Source organism: Luteitalea sp. (assembly GCF_044337415.1).
Taxonomy (GTDB): Bacteria; Acidobacteriota; Vicinamibacteria; order Vicinamibacterales; family Vicinamibacteraceae; genus Luteitalea.
On sequence record NZ_JBIINP010000063.1, the window covers coordinates 1 to 21,406 of the forward strand.

The 21,406-nt window shown below is 70.5% G+C and carries 15 protein-coding genes; 6 read left to right on the forward strand and 9 right to left on the reverse strand.

Going from position 1 to position 21,406, the window contains the following annotated elements; genetic code table 11:
* Positions 1 to 608, reverse strand: a 608-nt coding sequence (locus ACIRDX_RS11530; protein ID WP_396625574.1) for a dienelactone hydrolase family protein, incomplete at its 3' end; no start/stop codon positions are given.
* A 99-nt stretch (positions 609 to 707) separates the two neighbouring features.
* Between ACIRDX_RS11530 and ACIRDX_RS11535 the strand changes: the two genes are divergently transcribed.
* On the forward strand, positions 708 to 3,257 hold the full coding sequence (locus tag ACIRDX_RS11535; RefSeq protein WP_396625575.1) for a TonB-dependent receptor domain-containing protein: 2,550 nt from the start codon (positions 708 to 710) through the stop codon (positions 3,255 to 3,257).
* A gap of 17 nt (positions 3,258 to 3,274) precedes the next feature.
* Here ACIRDX_RS11535 and ACIRDX_RS11540 read toward each other — a convergent pair whose 3' ends face one another.
* From ACIRDX_RS11540 to ACIRDX_RS11550, 3 genes are all read right to left on the reverse strand, one after another.
* The gene (locus ACIRDX_RS11540; RefSeq protein WP_396625576.1) at positions 3,275 to 4,069 is read right to left on the reverse strand and encodes a transglutaminase family protein; all 795 of its coding nucleotides are present in this window, start codon (positions 4,067 to 4,069) and stop codon (positions 3,275 to 3,277) included.
* An 11-nt stretch (positions 4,070 to 4,080) separates the two neighbouring features.
* Positions 4,081 to 4,500 (reverse strand): hypothetical protein, encoded by a 420-nt coding sequence (locus ACIRDX_RS11545; protein ID WP_396625577.1) that lies wholly within the window; start codon positions 4,498 to 4,500, stop codon positions 4,081 to 4,083.
* 191 nt (positions 4,501 to 4,691) lie between these two features.
* Positions 4,692 to 5,495, reverse strand: a complete 804-nt coding sequence (locus ACIRDX_RS11550) for an inositol oxygenase family protein (protein WP_396625578.1) — start codon at positions 5,493 to 5,495, stop codon at positions 4,692 to 4,694.
* A 63-nt stretch (positions 5,496 to 5,558) separates the two neighbouring features.
* On the opposite strand from ACIRDX_RS11550, the gene nadA reads away from it, so the two are divergent.
* Together nadA and ACIRDX_RS11560 are read left to right on the forward strand one after the other, a co-directional pair.
* Entirely contained in the window at positions 5,559 to 6,692 is a 1,134-nt protein-coding gene (gene nadA / locus ACIRDX_RS11555) for a quinolinate synthase NadA (RefSeq protein ID WP_396625579.1), read from the forward strand.
* Between the two features lie 91 nt (positions 6,693 to 6,783).
* Positions 6,784 to 7,380 (forward strand): superoxide dismutase, encoded by a 597-nt coding sequence (locus ACIRDX_RS11560; protein WP_396625580.1) that lies wholly within the window; start codon positions 6,784 to 6,786, stop codon positions 7,378 to 7,380.
* Positions 7,381 to 7,446: 66 nt separating this feature from the next.
* Here ACIRDX_RS11560 and ACIRDX_RS11565 read toward each other — a convergent pair whose 3' ends face one another.
* Positions 7,447 to 9,129, reverse strand: a complete 1,683-nt coding sequence (locus tag ACIRDX_RS11565) for an amidohydrolase (RefSeq protein ID WP_396625581.1) — start codon at positions 9,127 to 9,129, stop codon at positions 7,447 to 7,449.
* Between the two features lie 57 nt (positions 9,130 to 9,186).
* Between ACIRDX_RS11565 and ACIRDX_RS11570 the strand changes: the two genes are divergently transcribed.
* Entirely contained in the window at positions 9,187 to 12,312 is a 3,126-nt protein-coding gene (locus ACIRDX_RS11570) for a PVC-type heme-binding CxxCH protein (protein WP_396625582.1), read from the forward strand.
* Between the two features lie 99 nt (positions 12,313 to 12,411).
* Here ACIRDX_RS11570 and glp read toward each other — a convergent pair whose 3' ends face one another.
* From glp to ACIRDX_RS11585, 3 genes are all read right to left on the reverse strand, one after another.
* On the reverse strand, positions 12,412 to 13,653 hold the full coding sequence (gene glp / locus ACIRDX_RS11575) for a gephyrin-like molybdotransferase Glp (RefSeq protein ID WP_396625583.1): 1,242 nt from the start codon (positions 13,651 to 13,653) through the stop codon (positions 12,412 to 12,414).
* Between the two features lie 92 nt (positions 13,654 to 13,745).
* Entirely contained in the window at positions 13,746 to 15,290 is a 1,545-nt protein-coding gene (locus ACIRDX_RS11580) for an amidase (protein ID WP_396625584.1), read from the reverse strand.
* A gap of 33 nt (positions 15,291 to 15,323) precedes the next feature.
* On the reverse strand, positions 15,324 to 16,313 hold the full coding sequence (locus ACIRDX_RS11585) for a hypothetical protein (RefSeq protein ID WP_396625585.1): 990 nt from the start codon (positions 16,311 to 16,313) through the stop codon (positions 15,324 to 15,326).
* Between the two features lie 151 nt (positions 16,314 to 16,464).
* Between ACIRDX_RS11585 and ACIRDX_RS11590 the strand changes: the two genes are divergently transcribed.
* A complete protein-coding gene (locus ACIRDX_RS11590; RefSeq protein ID WP_396625586.1) occupies positions 16,465 to 19,521 on the forward strand; it encodes a DUF1553 domain-containing protein in 3,057 nt (1,018 codons plus the stop codon).
* A gap of 14 nt (positions 19,522 to 19,535) precedes the next feature.
* A complete protein-coding gene (locus ACIRDX_RS11595) occupies positions 19,536 to 20,987 on the forward strand; it encodes a DUF1501 domain-containing protein (RefSeq protein WP_396625587.1) in 1,452 nt (483 codons plus the stop codon).
* 12 nt (positions 20,988 to 20,999) lie between these two features.
* Here ACIRDX_RS11595 and ACIRDX_RS11600 read toward each other — a convergent pair.
* Positions 21,000 to 21,406: hypothetical protein (locus ACIRDX_RS11600; RefSeq protein WP_396625588.1), on the reverse strand; the 407-nt coding region annotated here is incomplete at its 5' end.

The window sequence follows — 21,406 nt, forward strand, 5'->3', positions numbered from 1 at the left end:
GCCAGCCGCGTCGCGTCGACGTCGGGCCGCTGCAGGAAGACGTCCACGGCGCGCAGGCTGTCGTAGACCATCATCCCCCACAGGACCTGGCCCTTGAGCAGCATCGCCTTGAACATGTCGAGCTCGGTCGTGTGGCTCCGCTCGCCGAAGATCCAGGTGTCGATGCAGATCGCCACGTACCCGAGGTCGGTCAGCGCCTTCGCGTAGGGGGTCGGCTGCAGATAGCTCCGGCCCTCGATGAATTCCTGCTTGCCAATCTTGTAGCCGCCGCCGTGCGAGTGGCAGAACACCACACCCGGCGCCTTGCCCGTGAGGCCCTTCGGTCGCGCCACGTAGCCAGGCACCGGCTCGATGCCGTTGAGGTCGTAGCGCCAGGTCTCGAGGATGTAGCCGTCGCGCTCCTCTTCCTTCAGCTTTTGCCCGGAGACCGGGCGCTTCCGGTCCGGCAGCTTGCCGAGGAGTCCGTACAGTTCGGCGCGGCGGGTTGCGGCGTCCGCGGGACGAGGGGAGGCTGGCTGCATGGGAGCCCCGAGCCCGGTCGAGGCCACGACGCCCAGGCTGCCCAGGGAGCCGAGCACCTCCCGGCGCGTGATCGACGACTCGGTCATCCCGGAATTCTACGGCAGGCAGGGCGCGCGGTCGTTGCGGGCGGCCATAATCGGAGTGCTGCGGCCACGACTCACTCGCGCGCCGCGTCAGAAGGGCACATGTCCTCGTCACCGCGCATCGCGCGTCCTTGCCGTGCCGCCGGTGTCCTGGCCGCGACCGTCCTGGCCCTGGCCGTTGCCGCACTCCCGGCGCGCGCGCAGGCCACGCCACCTGTCCCCACCGATGTCGCGTCCGAGCAGGTCCGCGTGCTGTCGGGCACGGTCCTCGAGGCCGACACCGCGCGGCCCGTCGCCGGCGCCTCGGTGTTCGTGGGCGACGTCCGGGCCACCACCGACGCCGACGGCCGCTTCACGCTCACTGTCCCGGCCGGCAAGGCGGAGGTCCAGGTGGTGGCGACCGGCTTCTTCCCGCTCGTGACCACGCTCGACGTGCAGGCCGCCGACCTCACCGGCGCCGAGCTCCGGCTGGCGCGCGACCGCGGCTTCAGCACCAGCGTCGACGTCGCCGCCGAGGCTCCCGGGGCGGCCCCCGGCATCCAGACGCTGCAGCCCGTGCAGGTGCTGCGCACGCCCGGCGCCCTCGACAACGTGTTCCGCACGCTCCAGACCCTGCCGGGCGTGGCCGCGACCGACGAGTTCGGCAGCCGCATCGCCGTGCGCGGCGGCTCGCCCGACCAGAACCTCACGATGATGGACGGGGTCGAAATCCACGACCCCTACCGGCTGTTCGGCCTCACCAGCGCCTTCAACCCCGAGATCATCCAGCGCTTCGAGCTGGCGACCGGCGGCTTCAGCGTCAAGTACGGCGACCGCCTGTCGTCGCTCCTGCTCGTGGAGAACCGCGACGGCACCTCCGGCAAGGGGCTGACCGGCTCGGCGACCCTGAGCCTGACCGACGCCAACGTGGTGTTCGAGGGCGGGCTGCCCGGCGGCGCCACCGGGTCGTGGCTCGTCACCGCGCGTCGGACCTACTACGACGTGGTGGCCGAGCGCATCACCGACCAGGAGTTCCCGGCCTTCGCCGACCTGCAGGCGCGCGGCACGTGGGAGCCGGCCAAGGGGCGCAAGCTCACCGCCTTCGTGCTGCGCAGCCGCCAGGGCGCCGCGCTCTCGATCGACGAGGACGACGCGCGCGGCGAGGTCAATGACGACACCGACAACGACCTCGCCTGGCTCCGCTGGGACATGCCCGTCGTCGGTCGCGGTCGCTCCCGCACCATCGTCGGTTACTCCGACACGCGATCGCGCTTCGGGGTCGACGCCGCCTTCGAGACCAACGGCCGCCGCTCCAACGCGCCTGGCGACGACGCGTTCGGCACGGCGGACATCCGGTTCGAGCGGGCGCTGCGCGTCCGCGACTGGTCGGGGCGGCAGGAGTTCACGTGGTCGTTCGCCACGCACGTGATCGAGGCCGGCGGCGAGCTGCACCGGCTACGGACGGGGCAGGAGTTCGTGATCGAGGGCGACCGCAATCCCAACGCCGGCAACGGCAGCAGCGTGCAGGGCGGCGCGGGCCTGCCGGACCTGCTGCTGTCGGACGTCACCACCACGCGCGGCGGGCTGTGGCTGCAGGATCGATGGCAGGCCGGGACTCGGGTGTCGCTCGAAGGCGGGCTGCGCCTCGACCGCGTCGGCCTCACACAGGAGACGCTGCTCTCGCCGCGCCTCTCGAGCGTGTTCACCATCAGCCCCACCACCCGGGTCAGGGGGGCGGTGGGGCAGTACACGCAGAGCCCCGGCTACGAGAAGGCCGCGCAGAGCGACTACGTGCTCGACTTCACCAACGAGGCCGTGCGCGGGCTGCGCAGCGAGCGCGCGCTGCAGGCGGCGGCCAGCATCGAGCGCGACGTGGCGCGAGGCGTACTGCTGCGCGTCGAGGGCTACTACAAGCGCTTCTCCGACCTGTTGCTCGGCCGCCTCGAGTCCGAAGCGGAGCGCCTGGCGCGCATCGCGCGTTACGACTATCCCGCCGATCTGCGGGGCGAGATCCCGACAGATGCCCTGATCACCACGGTGCCGACCAACGACGGGCGTGGGGCGGCCTGGGGGATGGAGGTGTACCTGGCGCGCATCGCCGCGACGGCCGACGCCAAGGTGAACGGCTGGGTGAGCTACACGTGGGGCCGTGGCGAGCGCGATTCGTACGGTCGGCTCTATCCCTTCGAGTACGACCGGCGACACGCGCTGAGCACGGTGGCCTCGTACCAGTTCACGCGCAACTGGCAGGTGGCCGCGACCGTGCGTCTGGCCTCGGGCTTTCCTCGGACGGCGCCGCTCGGCGTGCAGGTGTACGGCTCCGAGGATCTGCTCGACCTCGACGGCGACGGGAACGTCAGCGAGATCCGGCCGACCTACGATGCCAACGGCTTGCTGGTGTACGGGGTGAACTTCGGCGGCGTCGACAACCTCAACCAGGCGCGCCTGCCGATGTTCGCCCGCGCCGACCTGCGCGTCACCTGGAAGCCGCGCGGACCGTCGGGGCGCTGGGAGTTCTACGCCGAGGTGATCAACCTGCTCGACCGCCAGAACGTCGGCGCCTACGACCCGCGCCTGGCGTACAACCCGGCCGGCGATCGCCCGCTGATCATCGAGGAACCCGATCAGGCCGTGCCGCGCCTGCCGACGGCTGGCGTCCGCTTCCGCTTCTGATGCCGCAGGCGTCGTGCCTAGCCGAGGACCATCGGCGAGCCATCGTCGCGCGGGAGGTCGCCGTCGCTGGTGGCCGTGACCTCCAGGTCGACCAGCGTGGCGCTGCCTCCGTACGACGAGAGGAACGCCGTGTCGGCGGCATCGCGGCCCGTGGCAATGCGCAGCATGGTGGAGCGTGGGGCCAGTCGCGTGGCGTCGAGTACCAGCCACTGGCCGTCCACGTGCGCCTCGACGAGGGCGTGGAAGTCCATGGGGGAGAGGCCGGGGGCATAGCAGGCCACGAGGCGGGCGGGCACGGCCAGCGCCCGCAGCAGGCCCACGACCAGGTGCGCGTAGTCGCGGCACACGCCGCAGCGCGTCAGCAGGGTGTCGACGGCGCCGTCGGTGTGGTCGCTCGAGCCGGACACGTAGGCGATGCGGGAGTGGACCCACGCCTCCACGGCCTGCAGGCAGTCGGCACCCTTCAGGCCGCCGAACAGGTCCGTCGCGAAGGCCAGCAGCTTGTCTGACTCGGCATACCGGCTCGGCCGGAGGTACTCGACGAGGTCGGCGGGAGAGACGGACCGCGGGGTGGCGCGGCCCGAAATCGTGGCGTCGTAGCGGAGGTCCACGCGCCCGGCAGGGGCACGATACCGATGCACCCGGGCCCCGTGCCGCATGAGGGCCGGCTCGGCCGTCACTGGCCGGCCGTCCTGGGTGAGGACGAACTGCTCGTCGACGTCATAGGAGCCGGTCGCCACGGCGACGCAGAAGAGCAGGTCGGCGTCGGCCGCGACGTCGAGGGACAGGCGTGCCGAGACCGTGCGGCGCATGGCGTCGCCGCCTACTTCCACCCGGTGCTCTTCCTCAGGAACCTGGCGGGAATGGCCGGCTTGGCCTCGGCGGCTGGCGCCGGTGGGGTATAGGGTTCGCCCGAGGCCGCGGCGATCTCGCGCTCGAGCTCTTCCTCGTTCGGCAGGCCGGCCATCTGGTCGACGAACATCAGCGACTGCTGCGACGGGATCTCGAAGCGCTTGCCGCACTCCTTGCAGGTGACCTCGTCCTCGACGCGCAGGAGGTAGTCGCGGAGCTTGGCGAACTTGGCCCGGTCCACCTCGTCGGCGCCGCCGGGCAGGCGATCCTTCTTCGTGCGGCGCACCCAGCGCACGCCGTACTCGTTGGTCCGCTTGCAGCGCGGGCACTGGTGACGCGCCGATCGCGTCTCTGGCTTTTCCGTGAAGAACGCGCGCTCGTCGAGGGCCATGGAGGGATGGTATAGGGAAATGCCGCGATGCTGCGATGCCGAATGCCGAAGCACGAAGGCCGACGGGGCTTGTCATGACTCATGACGCATGACGCATGACTCATGACTCATGACGAGGCCGGGCGCCGGCGCAGAAACACGCAGGGCGCGTCCGGAGGACGCGCCCTGCGGTGTTCACGGGCGGCGTCGAATCACCACCTCAGCTTGCCGGGGACGAACTCGTCGATCAGGTCCTTGTAGTACGGCGTGAGCTCCTCGACGTTCGGCCGGGCGTCGCCCTTGGAGTAGAGGTCGAAGCGGTTGAACGCCTTGACCCACTTCATGCACTCGCGGTCGTTCTCGTTGGTGAGGTGCCCGTAGGCGCCTTCCTTGTGCCACGGGTAGAACGAGTGATACCGGAGGGCGTACAGGCCGCCCTCGGGGATGTGGTTCTTGAACACGTGGTAGATGTACTCGTCGTGCCCCCACGAGAGGTGCACGTTGTCGAGCCCGCAGTGCGGCTCGTAGATGCCGTGCTCGGTCATCAGCGCCGGGTTCTTCGCATCCGGGTTGAGGTCGAAGAACTCGGGATACACGCACTTGTCGGAGAACTTGCAGCCGACCGGGAACGTGTCGCCGACCACCGCCCACTGCGGCTCGCCCCAGATGCACAGCACCTTGCCGAGGTCGTGGACCAGGCCGGTCAACTGGAACCAGCGCGGCTGCCCGGCGGCCCTGATCGCCTCGGCCGTCTGCATCGCGTGCTCGATCTGCGTGAAGTCGACGTCGGGGTCGCTGTCGTCGACCAGCTGGTTCATGTACTCGAGCGCCTCCCACACGGTCATCTCCATGCGGTCGAGCGACAGGTATTCCTTCTTCTTCCCGAGCACGAAGTCGAGCGTCTGGTGCTGGTGGTTCAGACGGTAGAACTCACGGACGCTGCTGCGTGCCTCGGCGGCGTAGTTACGAAACTCTTCCGGCTGCTTCGCGATGCCGGGTTGCGTGGCTTCGGCCATGGATTCCTCCTGAACTGACGGATCGCCAGTATAGCCCGCGGTGCTACGATCGGAGGCATCGCCATGGATGTGAAGGTCCTGACCGAATACGAGCAATCGAGCCTGTCGCAGCGACAGCCGCTGCCGGAGCGCTACCTGGGGTTGGGGCTCGAGGAGATGGAGCAGCGGATCAGGGCCGCCAAGGCCGCCCTCGGGGACCGCCTGCTCATTCTCGGCCACCACTACCAGCGCGACGAGGTGCTCGTCCACGCCGACGTCGTGGGCGATTCCTGGAAGCTGTCGCGGGAGTGCAAGGCGCGCAGCCAGGCCGAGTTCGTCGTCTTCTGCGGCGTGCACTTCATGGCCGAGAGCGCCGACATCCTCGGCGCCGACCACCAGCAGGTGTCGCTGCCCGACCTGGCCGCCGGCTGCTCGATGGCCGACATGGCCGACCTCGACCAGCTCACCACCTGCTGGCGCGAACTCGAGGCCCTTGGCCTGACCGACGGCCTCGTGCCGGTCACCTACATCAACTCTTCGGCCGCCATCAAGGCGTTCGTCGGCGAGCACGGCGGCACCATCTGCACGTCGGGCAACGCCAGGGCCACCCTCGAATGGGCCTGGGCGCGCGGCCAGCGCATCCTGTTCATGCCGGACCAGCACCTCGGGCGCAACACCGCCTGGAAGATGGGCGTGCCGCTCGAGCAGATGCTGGTGTGGGATCCCGAGGAGGTCACGGGCGGTCATAGTCCCGAGGCCCTGCGTGCGTCGAGGCTGCTCCTGTGGAAAGGGCACTGCTCGGTCCACACGCGCTTCACGGTCGGGCAGATCGCCAACATCCGGAAGCAGCACCCCGGCATCCGCGTGATCGTGCACCCGGAGGTGCCGCTCGAGGTGGTGCAGGCGGCCGATGAGGCGGGCTCCACCGAGCACATCCTGAAGCGCGTGCGCGAGTCGGCACCCGGGTCGATCTGGGCCGTCGGCACCGAGATCCACCTGGTGAACCGCCTGGCCAACGAGGTGGCGCCCGGCAAGACCGTGGTCACGCTCGACCAGTTCGGCTGCCTGTGCTCGACGATGTTCCGCGTGTCGCCCAACCACCTGCTGTGGGTGCTCGAGGGGATGCTCGACGGCGTGGTGCACAACCGGATCGTCGTGCCCGAGTCCACCAAGCACTGGGCGCGGGTGGCGCTCGACAGGATGCTCAGTATTCAGTAACCAACAGGCCACGGGCCACGGGCCACAGGCCACCTGACCCAGGTAGCCTGCAGCCCGAAGCCTGCAGCCTTTCTCGAGGAGACGCTCTTACATGCCCTACGAACTCGCCCCGCTTCCCTACGCCCACAACGCGCTCGAGCCGTTCATCGACGAGCAGACGATGCAGATCCACCATGGTCGGCATCATCAGGCGTACGTCAACAACGTCAACGCCGCGCTCGAGAAGTACCCGGAGCTGCAGGGCAAGCCGATCGAGCAGTTGATCGCCGACCTGAACGCCATCCCCGAGGACATCCGCATGGCCGTCCGCAACAACGGCGGCGGGCACGCGAATCACACGCTGTTCTGGCAGGTGATGGGGCCCAACGCGGGCGGCGCGCCGACCGGCAAGGTGGCCGAGGCGATCAACGCCAAGTTCGGCTCGTTCGACGCCTTCAAGGAAGCCTTCGCCAAGGCTGGCGTCGGCCGCTTCGGCTCGGGCTGGGCGTGGCTCATCAAGAGCGGCGACGGCGTGGAGATCACGAGCACGCCGAACCAGGACAGCCCGCTGATGGAAGGCAAGACGCCGCTGCTCGGCCTCGACGTGTGGGAGCACGCGTATTACCTGAAGTACCAGAACAAGCGTCCCGACTACATCGCCGCGTGGTGGAACGTGGTGAACTGGGACGCCGTCAACGCGCGCTTCTAGGATCCATGGAGGTAGGGCCGGGTGTCCCACCCGGCCGCTCTTCACAGCGGCGCGGTCCACCGAGCCCTACCTCTGCTCCCACACGACCTTGCCGCCGACGACCGTCATGGTCGCCTTCACCGCCCACAGCCGCTCGGGCGGGATGCCGAACACATCCTCGGACAGCACCACGAAGTCGGCCATCCGACCCGGCGCGAGCGTGCCTTTCTCGCGTTCCTCATGGCTGGCAAACGCTGCATCGGCCGTGAAGTGCTTCACGGCTGCGGCGACGCTGATCCGGTTGCGCGGGTACCAGCCGCCCGGCGGCGTGCCGTCGGGCAGCTGTCGCGTGACCGCCGCGTGGATGCCGCGCATCACCTCCATCGTGAAGACCGGGTAGTCGCTGCCGAACGCCTGCACGGCCCCGGCCTCGTCCAACAGCGCGAACGCGTCGGCGCGTGACGCGCGCTCCGGGCCGAGCGCCGGCGCGAAGCTGCCGAGCGTGACGCTGTCGGGGCTGGCGAACATGGCCTGCGTCGAGGCGATGACGCCGAGCGTCCGGAAGCGCGGCAGGTCCTCTGGCGAGGGCAGCTCGACGTGCTCGACGCGGTGGCGTCGACCCGTGGTGCCGTTCACGCGCGCCGCGTGCGTGTACGCGTCGAGCGCCATGCGGACGGCGCGGTCGCCCACCGCGTGCAGCTCGACCTGCAGGCCCGCCGTGTCGTAGGCCGCGACCGTCTCGTCGAGTGCCGCCTGTTCCCACATCGGCAGGCCCGTATCGGTCGGGCGGTCGGCGTAGGGCGCGAGCAGCGCCGCCGTGTGGCCGTCCACGGTGCCGTCGAGCATGCCCTTGGCGATGCCGAACCCCAGCCAGCCGTCGCGATGCGCGTCGCGCACGCGCACGAACGCCGCGAGGCGCGCCGCCGTGGCGCCCTTCTCGAAGGGCACCGCCACGCGGACGCGGATCGGCAGCGTGCCCTCGCGCAGCGCGCGCTGGTACGCCTTCACCCGCACGCTGTCGGGCTCGCTGGCGCTGGCATCCTGCACCGACGTGAGCCCGAAGCTGGCCGCGCGCGCCAGCTCGGTGAGCACCATGCCGTACGCCTCGTCCTCGGTCACCGGCGGCATGAGGCGGCGGGCGAGCCCCATGGCCGCCTCCTGGAGCAGGCCTGTCGGCTCGCCCGAGGCATCGCGGCCGATGCGGCCGTTCGGTGGATCGGCCGTGTCGCGCGTGATCCCGGCGAGTCGCAGCAGGTGGCTGTTCGCGAGCGCCTGGTGGCCGTCGCGGTCGGTCAGCAACACCGGGCGATCCGGGAAGTCGGCGTCGAGGTAGCGCCGATGCGGCGCACGGTCCGGGAAGTCGGTGGGCCCCCAGCCGCCGCCGATGACCCAGTCGGTCGAGGCGCCGGCCTGCGTGAGCGGCGCGAGCCGACGCTGGATCTCCTCCACGCTGCCCGCCCCGGCCAGTTCCACGCGCGGGCGCATCGGCAGGTGCCAGTGCGCGTCGTTGAATCCCGGCACCACGCGTCGCCCCTGCGCATCGATCACGCGCGTCGTCGACGAGGCCATGGAGCGGACCGCGTCTCCGCTGCCGACGGTGAGGATGCGCCCCTCGCGGACGGCCATCGCCTCCGCCTCCGGGCGGGCCGGGTCGCCGGTCCAGATGCGGGCGTTGACGACGATCAGGTCTGGCGCCGGCGATGCCTCGCGTCGGCAGCCAGGCACGAGCACGAGGAGCAGCAGGAGGAGGACGCGGCCGCGCGAGGGCATGACCGAGTCTACAGTCCTCACCCCGGCGCCGATCGGGGTAGGCTGTACGTTCCGCCCATGTCATCGCGCCCAACACTCCCCCACGTCGCCCTCGTGGCGGCGCTCGTCGTGTCCGTCCTGTCGGTCTCGAGTCATGCCATCAGGCAGGCGCCTGCCTCGTCGTCGCTGCACCTGAAGGTGCCCGACGGCTACACGATCGAGCGCATCGCCGGGCCGGAGCTCCTGTCGTACCCGATGTTCGGCGTGCCCGACGACGCGGGGCGGCTGTTCGTGTTCGAGTCCACCGAGCCGAACACGATGACGACCGAGGAGATGCTCGCGAAGCCGTCGTACCACATCCGCGTCCTCGAGGATGCCGACGGCGACGGTGACTACGACCGCAGCACCATCTACGCCGACAAGCTGCCGTTCCCGAAGGGCGGCGCGTGGGTCGACGGCAGCCTGTACGTGTCGGCGGCGCCGCACCTGCTGCGCCTGAAGGACACCAACGGGGACCTGGTCGCCGACGAGCGCGAGGTGGTCGTCACGGGCTGGACGCTGAACGTGAACGGGGCCGCGCTCGGCGGGCCGTTCCTCGGGCCCGACGGCTGGCTCTACCTCACCGATGCGCGTCGCGGCTTCCGCATCACGCGCAAGGAAGGGGACACGCTCGAAGGCAAGGGCGCGAGGATCTGGCGCGTTCGGCCGGATGGCAGCGGCCTCGAGTGGGTGTCGGGCGGCGGCTTCGACAACTCCATCGAGCTCGTGTTCATGCCATCGGGCGACGTGGTCGGCACGATGACGTACTTCCTCGATCCGCGCGACGGCCTGCGCGACGCACTGATGCACTGGGTGGAGGGCGGCGTGTACCCGAAGCCGCTCGACGTGATCGCCGCCGACAAGCTGAAGCTGACCGGCGACCTGATGCCGCCGATGACGATGCTGGCGCGCGTGGCGCCGTCGGGACTCGCGCGGTATCGCGGGACCGGCCTGGGGCCGGACTTCCACGGCAACCTCTTCAGCGCGCAGTTCAACACCGGTCGCGTCATGCGGCACGTGGTGTCGGGCAACGGGTCGACGTACAAGACCGAAGACCTTCCGTTCATGACGTCGACGAGCGGCGATTCGCACCCGACCGACGTCCTGCAGGACGCCGACGGCAGCCTGATCGTGATCGAGACCGGCGGCTGGTTCATCAAGGGGTGCCCGCTGTCGCGCGTCGCCAAGCCCGAAGTGGCCGGCGGCATCTACCGCATCCGCAAGGTCGGCGCGCCGGTCGTGACCGACCCGCGCGGCGCGTCGATCCCCTGGGCGTCGCTCACGCCCGCCAGGCTCGGCGGGCTGCTAGCGGACCCTCGGCCCGTCGTTCGCGATCGCGCCCTCGAGGCGCTGGTGCGTGCGGGCGAGGGCGGCGTGCCGACGCTGGTGAACGCGCGACGCCTGGCCTCGGACGTCGAGACGCGCGCGGCCGTCGTCTTCTCGCTGCATCGCGTCGGGACGCCCGCGGCGCGTGAGGCCGTGCGGGCGGCGCTGGCCGACCGCGACGCCAGCGTGCGTGTTGCGGCGGCACGCAGCGTCGGCCTCGCGCGCGACGAGGCGGCGCTGCCGACGCTGTTGCGCCTCGTGGTCACCGATGCCCCCGCCGTGCGGCGGCAGTCGGCGACGGCGCTCGGGCAGCTCGGCAAGGCCGAGGCCGTACCCGCCCTGTTGAAGGCGTCACAGGCGCCGGGCGACCGCTTCCTCGAGCACGCGATCATCCACGCGCTCATCACGCTGAAGCAGCCGGCGCCGCTGGTCACCGCGCTCGGGTCGGCATCGCTGTCGGAGCGGCGCGCGGCGCTGATTGCGCTCGACCAGATGGACGGCGATGCGATCAGGCAGGAGCACGTGCGGCCGTTCCTCACGTCGAAGGACGACGCATTGTGGCGCACGGGGATCTGGGCGGCGTCGCATCATCCCGGATGGTCTGACCTGATCGTCACGGGGGTGCGCACGCGTCTCGACGCGCCGACGCTGGCCGACGCCGACGCCGCGGCCCTGCGCGACGTGATGGTGAGCGTGTGCAAGGACGGCGACGTGCAGCGCTTCGTCGCCGACGGCCTGGCGGGCCCACGCGCCTCGCTGCTGCTCGACGTGATGCAATCGTGCCCTGTCGGCAAGGTGCCCGACGTGTGGGTCGAGGCGCTGCGCACGCGGCTGGCGGCGGGGGATCCGGCCACACGCGCGCGCGTGATGCGGCTGGTGGCGGCGCGGCGCATCGAGCCGCTCGCCCCCGACCTGGCGCGGCTCGCCACGGATGCGGCGGCGCCGGTGGCGCAGCGGTTCGACGCACTCGATGCGTTGGTGCTGGTGCGCCCCGCGCTCGACGAGGCGACGTTCACGTGGCTGTCGTCGCAGCTCGACAAGGCGCAGCCGGCGCCGGTGCGTCAGCAGGCGGCCGGCATCCTTGCGCAGGCCACGCTCACCGATGCGCAGCTGGTCATCCTCGCCGACACGCAGGTGGCCACGGCCGATGCCTTCGTGCTGCCCCGCATCGTCACCGCGTTCGATCGCAGCACGAGCGCTGCGGTGGGCACGGCGCTGGTGCGCGCGCTCGAGCGATCGACAGACCGCCTCGACGTGCTGTCTGAGCGCGACCTGGCGACGCGCCTGGCGAAGTTCCCCGAGCCGGTGCCCACGCAGGCCGCGCCGCTGATGCTCGCCATGCGCCAGCGGCAGAACGCGCGCCTCAAGCGCCTCGAGCAGGTCGATGCGAGCCTCGTCCGCGGCGACATCGACGCCGGACGTCGGCTCTTCTTCGGCAAGGCGACGTGTGCGACTTGCCACGCCGTGGGCACGCAGGGCGCCGCGTTCGGGCCCGATCTCAGCAACATCGGCGAGATCCGATCACGCCACGACATCCTCGAGGCGATCCTCTACCCGAGCGCGAGCTTTGCGCGCGAGTACGAGACGTGGCGTGTGCGGACGAAGACGGGCGAGAACACCGGCATCGTGAAGGAGCAGTTGCCCGATGCGCTGCTGCTCGAGACCGGGCCTGGCGCGACACTGCGCCTGCCGCGGGCGTCCGTCGCGGCGGTGGAGCCGGTGGAGTTCTCGATGATGCCGCCCGGCCTCGAGCAGATGCTCACGCCCCAGGAGCTGTCGAACCTGATGGCGTACCTGGAGGCCCTGCCCGATCCCCTGGACCGCAAGGCGAAGCGATGAGGACAGGGTAGGCCGCCTCAGGAAGGTAGGGCCGGGTGTCCCACCCGGCCGCTATCCCACAGCGGCGCGGTCGGAGACCGCGCCCTACCTCTGTGCGACTCAATACAGCCTGACCACGACGCGCGTGCCGGCGTCGACCTGCGCGACGCCGATCGGCACTTCCACGTACCCATCGGCGTCCGACAGGCTCGTCACGTCGCCCGAGCCCTTGAACACCGGCACCGCGTGGTCGCCGTCGAGCCGGACCGGGTAGAACTGCAGGCGGTCGACCGGCGACTTCAACGGACGCGTCAGTGTCGCCTCACGCGTGATCGTGGGCAGCGGCGGCAGGCCGGCGAGCTGCCGGACCAGCGGCCGCAGGATCACGTAGGCATTCGACAGGCACGAGGTCGGGTTGCCTGGCATGGCCAGCACGAGCTGCGAGCCGACGCGCGCGAACGCCGTCGGCTTGCCCGGCTTCACCGCGATGCCGTGGAACAGGATCTCGCCGCGCTCGGCGAGGATGTCGCCGCCGTAATCTTGCTCGCCCACCGAGCTGCCGCCCGAACACACCAGCAGGTCGGCGCCCTCGGCCGCGTCGAACGCCGCGCGCCAGGCATCGAGTGTGTCGCGCACGAGTGGCAGCGGCCGCACCTCTGCGCCCGAAGCTTCGCAGATCGCCGCGAGCATGGCGCGGTTGGCGTCGTAGATGTGTCCGGCGCGCGGCGGGCCTTCCGCCTCGGCCGCGTCGAGCAGTTCGTCGCCGCTGGAGATCAGTGCCACCACCGGTCGTCGTCGCACCCGCAACGCGCGGAGACCGAACGACGCCGCGACGCCGATGCGCGCCGGCGTGAGCACGTCGCCGGCCCGCAGCACCACCACACCCTCGCGCACGTCGTTGGCCCGCGGCGACACGTGATCGCCCACACCGGCCGGGCGCGTGAAGCGCACGCGCGCGCCCTCGCGCACGGTGCGCTCGACCATCACCATGGCGTCGGCGCCCGCGGGGATCGGCGCACCGGTCGCGGTATCGACGCAGCTGCCGGGGGCGACCTCGGCCCCGAACGCGGCGCCGGGACGCGCGCGGCCCGCCAGCGTCAGCCAGACGGGCGCGTCTTCGCTGGCTGAGACGAGATCCGCCGTCCGGACCGCGTAGCCGTCCATGGCCGATCGGTCGAACCCCGGCACGTCGAATGGCGCCGGCACGTCGGCCGCGAGCACGCGTCCCGCCGCGTCGGGCAGCGCTACCGAGACCTGACCTTCGACGGCCGTGGCGACGGCCGCGATGCGCTGCAGGGCCTCATCGAGGGGCAGCACGCCGCTGAACGGCCGCATACCACCGTACGGCGACGGCGTCGTCATCGTGTGCGTCCGGGGGCGGCGGCTCTCGCAGGCATGCCCGGTCAGTATCGCTCACGGTGCGGCCCGCGTCGGAAGCCGAGCCCGCACCCGTCTCAGTCCTGCTCGGCGCCATCCTTCTCGGTGCGCTTCAGCGCCGGCACGGGCGTGTCGGGCGTGAGCGAGGGACGCCGACGATGCCAGTCGGTCGCGGCCTCATAGGCTCGCGCCAGGGCCAGCACGCGCCCTTCCGAGAAGCGTGGCCCCGCGATCATCAATCCCACCGGCAGGCCGGCGGCGGTGAAGCCGCAGGGGACCGAGATGGCCGGAATGCCGAAGGCGTTGAACTGGCCGGTGTTCTCCAGCTCCGGATTGCGCGGCACGTCCTTCTCTTCCCGCTCGAGCGCGGCGTCCACCGTCCTGGGCGTGCGGCGTCGGGTCGGGAGCACGACCACGTCGACGTCGGTGAAGCTGTCGTCGATCGTGCGTCGCAGCAGCTCGACGTCCCACCGGCTGCGGATGTAGTCGGCGGCCCTGGCGTCCTTGCCGTTCTGCAGGTTGCGCCTGGTCGGAATCTGGTAGCGCTGGGCCATCTTCGTGAAGAGGGGTTCGTGATACGCGTACATCTCGCTCCCCAACGTGGTCGGGGACGCAGAGGGCAGCACCACATCGCGCAGCGTCGTGCCGGTGAGCGTGGCGAGCGTCTGCAGCGCCGACTCCACAGCCGTCGCGACGTCGGCATCGAGGTGATCGAAGAACGGCACACGGGCGATGCCGATGCGCAGGCCCTTGACCGGCCGACGGGCTGCCGCCACGTAGTCTTCCGCCGCGTGCTCCACCGAGGCGATGTCGAGACGGTCGTACCCGGCCAGCACCTGGAGCATCAGTGCCGCATCGCCCACGGTGCGGGTCATCGGGCCGCAGTGGTCGAGCGAGAACACCAACGGCACGATGCCGCGGATCGACACGAGCCCGTACGTCGGCTTGAGGCCCACGATGCCGCAGTAGGACGCCGGCGTGCGAATGGAGCCGCCGGTGTCGGTGCCGAGCGCCCCGAAGCACATCGCAGCGGCCACAGCCGCCGCCGAGCCGCCCGACGACCCGCCGGGGTTGCGGTCGAGCGCCCACGGGTTCCGCACGGGCCCGTAGTAGCTGGTGGCGGAGGTGCCGCCGTTGGCGAACTCGTGCAGGTTCAGCTTGCCGAGCATCACGGCGCCAGCGGCGCTCAGCCGTCGGGCAACCTCCGCCTCCTGCGACGGCACGCGGTCGTCGAAGACCGCGCTGGCCGCGGTCGTGCGCACCCCCGCCGTGTCGATGTTGTCCTTGAGCGCCACGGGCACGCCGTGCAGTGGCCCGCGGAACCGGCCCGCCGCGGCCTCGGCCTCGAGCACCTTCGCCTGCGCGAGCGCGGCGTCGCGCGTCACCGTGATGAAGGCGTTCAGTTTCGGGTTGTACGTGGCGACCCGATCGAGGCACGCCGTGGTCAACTCCACGGGCGAGACCTTCCGGCTCCTCACGAGATCCGCCGCTTCCGCGAGTGACAGCCACGCCAGGTCGGACGCGGCCGCCGGGCGCGCCGCAGGTTGCCGGGCGACCAGCGTCGGTGCTGCAGCCACGGCCACGAGGGAGGAGGCGAACGCGCGTCGGGTGACGGTAGACATGCCGCACTCTACCTCAGGCGGCAGAGGTGGCGGTCATGGGACGAGTGCCGCGATCAGCTTGGGATCCATGCGCCAGATCGATCCCGATTTCGTGTTGGCGAGCCACAGCGAGCCGTGCCCGAGCGCGATCGCGCCGCCACCCTCGCCGGTGAACTGGTGCGTCACGCGGTTGGTGGCCGGATCGATACGCACCAGCGGCAACCCCGGGGCCGTGATCCAGAGGGCGCTTTCGCCCGCCACCATCCGCGCGCCAGCGGTCGTCACGCCTGTCGCGATCGTGGCGACCACCGCGTCCGTCTTCGGATCGATCCGCGAGACGGTGCCCTCGCCCTGGTTGAGCACCCAGACTCCGCCCTCACCGGTGGCCAGGGCAGACGGCGCCCGGCCGACCTTGACCAGTTTCGTGACGACGTTGGTGTGGGGATCGATGCGCGCGACCTGGTGCGTGCGGGCGTTGGCGACCCACACGGCGCCCTCCCCGAAGGCCAGCGCGCTGACGCCGGCAGGAAGGGAGATCTCGGCCACTGGCGCATTCGTGTCGGGATCGAGGCGCAGCAGCGTGCCCGCGACATCGGCCAGCAGCCACACGCTGCCGACGCCCGTCGCCACCGACGACGAGCCGTCGAGCACCGGCGTGGTGATGGTCGCGGCGACCTTCTGCGTCTTGGGGTCGAGGCGCACGAGCGCCGCGGGCGCGCACGTCGCTGCCCAGATTCCACCGAAATCCGACGCCATTCCCGCGCACGGCGCCGAGCCCGCTGCGGTCGCGCCGGTGACCGCATTGGTCTTCGGGTCGATCCGGGCCACCTCACGCGTCGTGCGGGTGGCCACCCACACGCCGGCGTCCATCGCCATGTCGTTGGGGGCGCCTGGCACCGGAACCTTCGCGTCGGGCGTGATCCGCGTGATCGACAGGCGCACGCCCGGGGGCACGGGCGTCGGCTTCGGGAGGTCCGGCACGTCCTGCAGCGACAGGACGAGCATGCCGATGAGCGCGAGGACTGGCGGTTGGATCGACGACATCAGGGGTGCCATACTACCGCCCGCGTCACCAACCTTCGATCATGGACGGACTCGAGTGAGCCTCTCGCGCGGTCTCCTTGTACTCGGTGTCTGTCTTCCGCTCCTGCAGGTGGCGGGCGCCGCACCGAGGACCCAACCCCCTGCCACGACGGTGGCCGGGCTGGGACAGCCGGCCCAACCGACGACTCCAGCGGCGCCGAGCGCCCAGGACCTCGAGTTCTTCGAGGCAAAGATCCGACCGCTGCTGGCTGACGCGTGCCTCGAGTGTCACGCCGAAGACGAGAAGGGCGGCCTGCGCCTCGATTCGCGCGAGGCCCTGCTGAAGGGCGGCGAGTCTGGGCCGGCCCTCGTGCCTGGCGATCCCGACAACAGCCTCCTCGTGCAGGTGGTGCGTCACGTGTCGGGGCAGCCCAAGATGCCGCGGCGCAAGGACAAGCTGCCAGACGCGCAGATCGAGGCGCTCGCCCAATGGGTGCGGTCCGGTGCGCCGTGGCCGGCCAGCGCCGCGCCCACGCCGACACGGACCGCTGGCGCCCCATCGGGCATCCGTCCTGAGCACCGCGAGTTCTGGTCCTTCAAGCCCCTCGCCTCCCACCCCGTCCCCGCCGTCAGGAACGCCGGCTGGGCGCGCACCGACATCGACCGCTTCGTGCTGGCCCGCCTCGAGAAGGAAGGGCTCACGCCCGTGCGCGCGGCCGACAAGCGCACGCTGCTGCGCCGGGCGACGCTCGATCTCACCGGCCTGCCGCCGACACCCGCCGAGGTCGAGGCCTTCGAGAGGGACTCGTCGCCTGGTGCGTTCGACCGGGTCATCGATCGTCTGCTCGCGTCGCCGCGCTACGGTGAGGCGTGGGGCCGGATCTGGCTGGACGTGGCGCGGTACGGCGAGGACGACTACCGCAGCCTCGACCCCATGGGACGCGGCTTCAACCCGTATCCAAGCGCTTACCTCTACAGGGACTGGGTCATCAAGGCCTTCAACGACGACCTGCCCTACGACCAGTTCGTGAAGGCGCAGCTGGCCGCCGATCAGCTCGACGAGTCGAAGCGGGTCCGCATGGTGCCGGCCCTGGGCTTCCTCGGGCTCGGGCCGTGGTACTACGACAACGGCGCGGTGGAGATCACCCGTGCCGACGAGCGGCACGACCGCGTCGACGCCGTCACGCGCGGCTTCCTCGGCCTCACCGTCGGCTGCGCGCGCTGCCACGACCACAAGTACGACCCCATCCCGACGACCGACTACTACGCGCTCGCTGGCGTGTTCCTCAACACGACGTACAGCGAGTACCCGCAGGCACCCAAGGCGATCGTCGAGGCCTACAAGACGCACGAGAAGACCGTGGAGCGGAAGGAGAAACTGCTCCAGGAGTACCTGAAGAGCGAGGGGCGGCTCATCTCGGAGACGCTGGCGTTCCAGGCGTCGCGGTACATGCAGGCGGCGTGGAAGGTCACCGGGGAACCCAAGGAAGACAAGGCGCGCGTCGTCGAGGACCAGAAGCTCGACTACGAGCTGTTCGATCGCTGGCTCCGGTTCCTCGCCAAGCCGCCGACGTTCTACCCCTTCCTCAAGTCGTGGCAGGCGATGGTCGCAGCCGGCGGTTCGAAGGAAGAGGCGAAGAAGCTCGGCGACGAGTTCCAGGACCTGCTGCTCGACGTGCTGTTTGCCAGGAAGGACGTGCAGGAGGAGAACGAGATCATCACGGCGAAGGCGCTGCCGGGCACGAAGAAGAAGGAGCGGGCCAAGCTGCCGAGCGACTTCGTGACCAACGACGACTTCTGTCCGGGCTGCAGCCTCGAGCTCAAGAGCCTGCCGATCGAGAAGCAGAACCTGTGGACCGACGTCTTCAGCCGTGACCTCGAGCAGGGGTTCGACCCGTTCCAGGTGACCGAGCGACTGCGCCCGGGCCTGCTCGCCTTCTACGGCTGGGGCCTCGAGCGGCAGCTGAGCGGCGACCGCCGCAAGCTCGTCGACGACCTGCGCGCCGATCTCGAGGCCACGAAGAAGGCCATGCCCCCGAAGTTCGCCTACGTGCACGGCATCCGCGATCTCGAGACGCCGGTGAACCTCAAGGTGAGCGTGCGCGGCAGCCCGTACAAGCTGGGCGCCGAGGTGCCGCGCCGGTTCCTCGCCGTCCTCAGCGAGGGCGAGCCGGCGCCGTTCAGCAAGGGCAGCGGGCGGCTCGAACTCGCCGAGGCGATCCTCCGGCAGCCGCTCGCGGCCCGCGTCATCGTCAACCGCGTGTGGAAGGGGCACTTCGGGACAGGCCTCGTGGACACGCCGAGCAACTTCGGCGAGAACGGCGAGCGCCCCAGCAACCCGGCGCTGCTCGATCACCTCGCGCGCGTGTTCCTCGACCGCGGCATGTCGATCAAGGCGCTGCACCGCGAGATCATGCGGAGCGCCGTCTACCAGCTGGGCAGCGACCACTCGGCAGCGGGCCAGGAGAAGGACCCTGGCAACCGGCTCTATTGGCGTGCGAATCGCACGCGCATGACCGCCGAGCAGATCCGCGACGCGATGCTGTTCGTGTCGGGCAGCCTCGACGAGCGCATGGGCGGGCCATCCACGCCCCTGTCGCCCTCGTTCGATCGCCGCACCGTGTACGGCAAGGTGAGCCGCTACAAGCTCGACGAGTACCTGCAGCTGTTCGACTTCCCGAGCCCGAGCCAGTCGGCGGAGCGGCGGTTCACCACCACCGTGCCGCAGCAGCGGCTGTTCCTCATGAACAGCGACTTCGTGCAGCAGCAGGGCGAGCGCCTCGCGCGCCGGCTGGGGGCCGAGGGCGACACCCCAGCGCGGATCCAGAAGGCGTATCGGCTGCTGTACGGGCGTGCCGCGACGCCTGCGGAGGTGCAGGCCGGCGTCGAGTTCCTCACGACGGAGCCGCTCAAGCAGCGCGAGGAGCGCAAGACCGCCGCAGCGAAGGCCGAGGCGCCGAAGGCAGGCGTGCCTGCGGCGCCATCGGCGCCCCAGGCGGCGGCGCCGGCGCCCAAGCCCGAGGATCCGAAACCCGATGCCGGCGCCAAGGCTGCCGCACCGGAGGTGGTCGTGCCGGCCCCGAAGCCGGCCGAGCCCAGCGGCATGATGATGGGCGTCGTGCCCGGCGTGGGCTCCCCCGAGCAGCAGAAAGCGCTGCTGCCGGTCACGCCATGGGGGCGCTACCTCAAGATCCTCCTGAGCTCGAACGAGTTCCTCTTCGTCAGTTGAGCCCCCGTCGCCCCATGCCTCATCACGCTCCGTCCCCCGTCACGCGCCGCGAGGCGCTCCGCCGCGTCGGCAATGGCTTCGGCATGCTGGCCTTCGCGAGCGTCGTCGGCGAGTCGCTGGCGAAGGCGGGCGCGGTCGCCGGTCCCGATGGCGGCCTCGAGGTGCGCGCACTCGATCACCCGGCGCGCGCCAAGCGCGTGATCTTCCTGTTCATGAACGGCGGGCTGTCGCAGGTGGACAGCTTCGATCCGAAGCCGGCGCTCGACAAGTACCACGGCAAGCCGCTGCCTGGCAGCGTCGTGGCGACCGAACGCCGGACCGGCACGCTGTTGCGATCGCCGTTCACGTTCAAGAAGTACGGCCAGTGCGGCATGGACGTCAGCGAGCTGTTCCCGCACGTGGGCGGCTGCGCCGACGACATCTGCTTCATCCGTTCGGTGCACACCGACATCCCGAACCACGAGCCCTCGATGCTGATGATGCAGACGGGGCACAGCCAGGTGGGGCGCCCGTCGCTCGGCTCCTGGCTGACGTACGGGCTCGGCACCTCGAACGCGAACCTGCCCGGCTACGTGGTGCTGTGCCCGGACGTGCCGACCACGGTCGGGCCGCCGCTGTGGAACAGCGCCTTCCTGCCGGCCGTGCACCAGGGCACGTTCATCCCCAGCAAGGTGGAGCGCGACGACCAGATCATCGGGAAGGACTTCGACCCGAAGAAGCTGGTCTCCTTCATCCACAACGACAAGTTCACGCAGGCCGAGCAGCGGCGCGAGATCGACCTGCTCGAGAAGCTCGACCGGCTGCAGCAGGGCCAGCGCGATCCACAGATGGAGGCCGCCATCCAGTCGATGGAGACGGCCTACCGGATGCAGACCGAGGCGCCCGACGTCTTCGACATCCGCAAGGAGAGCAAGGCGACGCTGGAGCTGTACGGCCCGGGCAGCACGGCGCGTGGGTGCCTGATGGCCGTGCGCCTGGCCGAGCGTGGCGTCAGGATGACGCAGGTCTACTACGGGAAGGGCGACCCCTGGGACGCCCACGGCGACATCAACTCGCACCGCAAGAACGCGATGGATTCCGACCGGCCGTTCGCCGCGGTGATCAAGGACCTCAAGTCACGCGGGCTGTTCAAGGACACCCTCGTGATCTGCGGCTCCGAGTTCGGCCGCACGCCCGTCGTCGAGGTCGGCGGCGACTCCGGCGCAACGCAGAACGGCCGCGATCACAACCCGCACGGCTTCACGATGTGGATGGCTGGCGGTGGCATCAAGGGCGGCACCATCTACGGTGCGACCGACGACTTCGGGTTCAAGGCCGTCGAGAAGCCCGTGCACGTGCATGACCTGCACGCGACGATCCTCCACCTGATGGGGATCGATCACACCAAGCTCACGTACCGCTACAGCGGCCGAGACTTCCGCCTGACCGACGTGTCGGGCAACGTCATCCACGACATCATCGCGTAAGCGGATCCCGCGCTACGGCTGCTGCCAGGCGCTGCAGCCCTGGTTGCCTGCCGCGTCGGTCGCACACACGCGGAACGCCGGATCGCGCCCGTCCACGCCATCGACGACGGCCGTCCACAGGTACTCGCCGTACCAGCGCATCGGCGTCGATCGTTCCTGGCCGTCGATGCGCGACTGCACGACCACCGACCGCCACTCCGCCGCCAGGGAAGGACTCTTGCCGTCGTGGACCCGCGCGCGGATGGCGCGCGTGCCTGGCGTCGGCCCCGCCGCCCTGGCCAGCACGGCGACGCGTGGCGCGGCGGTGTCGGGCTTGAGCCCCGTGCCGAGGAACACCCGCTCCTGCACCGCGGTCTCGTGTTCCCCCTGCGCCTGCACGACGTCCATGCGGTGATCGCCGTCGAGGTCGGCGACCGCCA

Bases quoted from the DNA above. Each gene is read 5' to 3' on its own strand.
- ACIRDX_RS11535 (WP_396625575.1), top strand. From the start codon at position 708: ATGTCCTCGTCACCGCGCATCGCGCGTCCTTGCCGTGCCGCCGGTGTC.
- ACIRDX_RS11540 (WP_396625576.1), bottom strand. From the start codon at position 4,069: ATGCGCCGCACGGTCTCGGCACGCCTGTCCCTCGACGTCGCGGCCGAC.
- ACIRDX_RS11545 (WP_396625577.1), bottom strand. From the start codon at position 4,500: ATGGCCCTCGACGAGCGCGCGTTCTTCACGGAAAAGCCAGAGACGCGA.
- ACIRDX_RS11550 (WP_396625578.1), bottom strand. From the start codon at position 5,495: ATGGCCGAAGCCACGCAACCCGGCATCGCGAAGCAGCCGGAAGAGTTT.
- nadA (WP_396625579.1), top strand. From the start codon at position 5,559: ATGGATGTGAAGGTCCTGACCGAATACGAGCAATCGAGCCTGTCGCAG.
- ACIRDX_RS11560 (WP_396625580.1), top strand. From the start codon at position 6,784: ATGCCCTACGAACTCGCCCCGCTTCCCTACGCCCACAACGCGCTCGAG.
- ACIRDX_RS11565 (WP_396625581.1), bottom strand. From the start codon at position 9,129: ATGCCCTCGCGCGGCCGCGTCCTCCTCCTGCTGCTCCTCGTGCTCGTG.
- ACIRDX_RS11570 (WP_396625582.1), top strand. From the start codon at position 9,187: ATGTCATCGCGCCCAACACTCCCCCACGTCGCCCTCGTGGCGGCGCTC.
- glp (WP_396625583.1), bottom strand. From the start codon at position 13,653: ATGACGACGCCGTCGCCGTACGGTGGTATGCGGCCGTTCAGCGGCGTG.
- ACIRDX_RS11580 (WP_396625584.1), bottom strand. From the start codon at position 15,290: ATGTCTACCGTCACCCGACGCGCGTTCGCCTCCTCCCTCGTGGCCGTG.
- ACIRDX_RS11585 (WP_396625585.1), bottom strand. From the start codon at position 16,313: ATGTCGTCGATCCAACCGCCAGTCCTCGCGCTCATCGGCATGCTCGTC.
- ACIRDX_RS11595 (WP_396625587.1), top strand. From the start codon at position 19,536: ATGCCTCATCACGCTCCGTCCCCCGTCACGCGCCGCGAGGCGCTCCGC.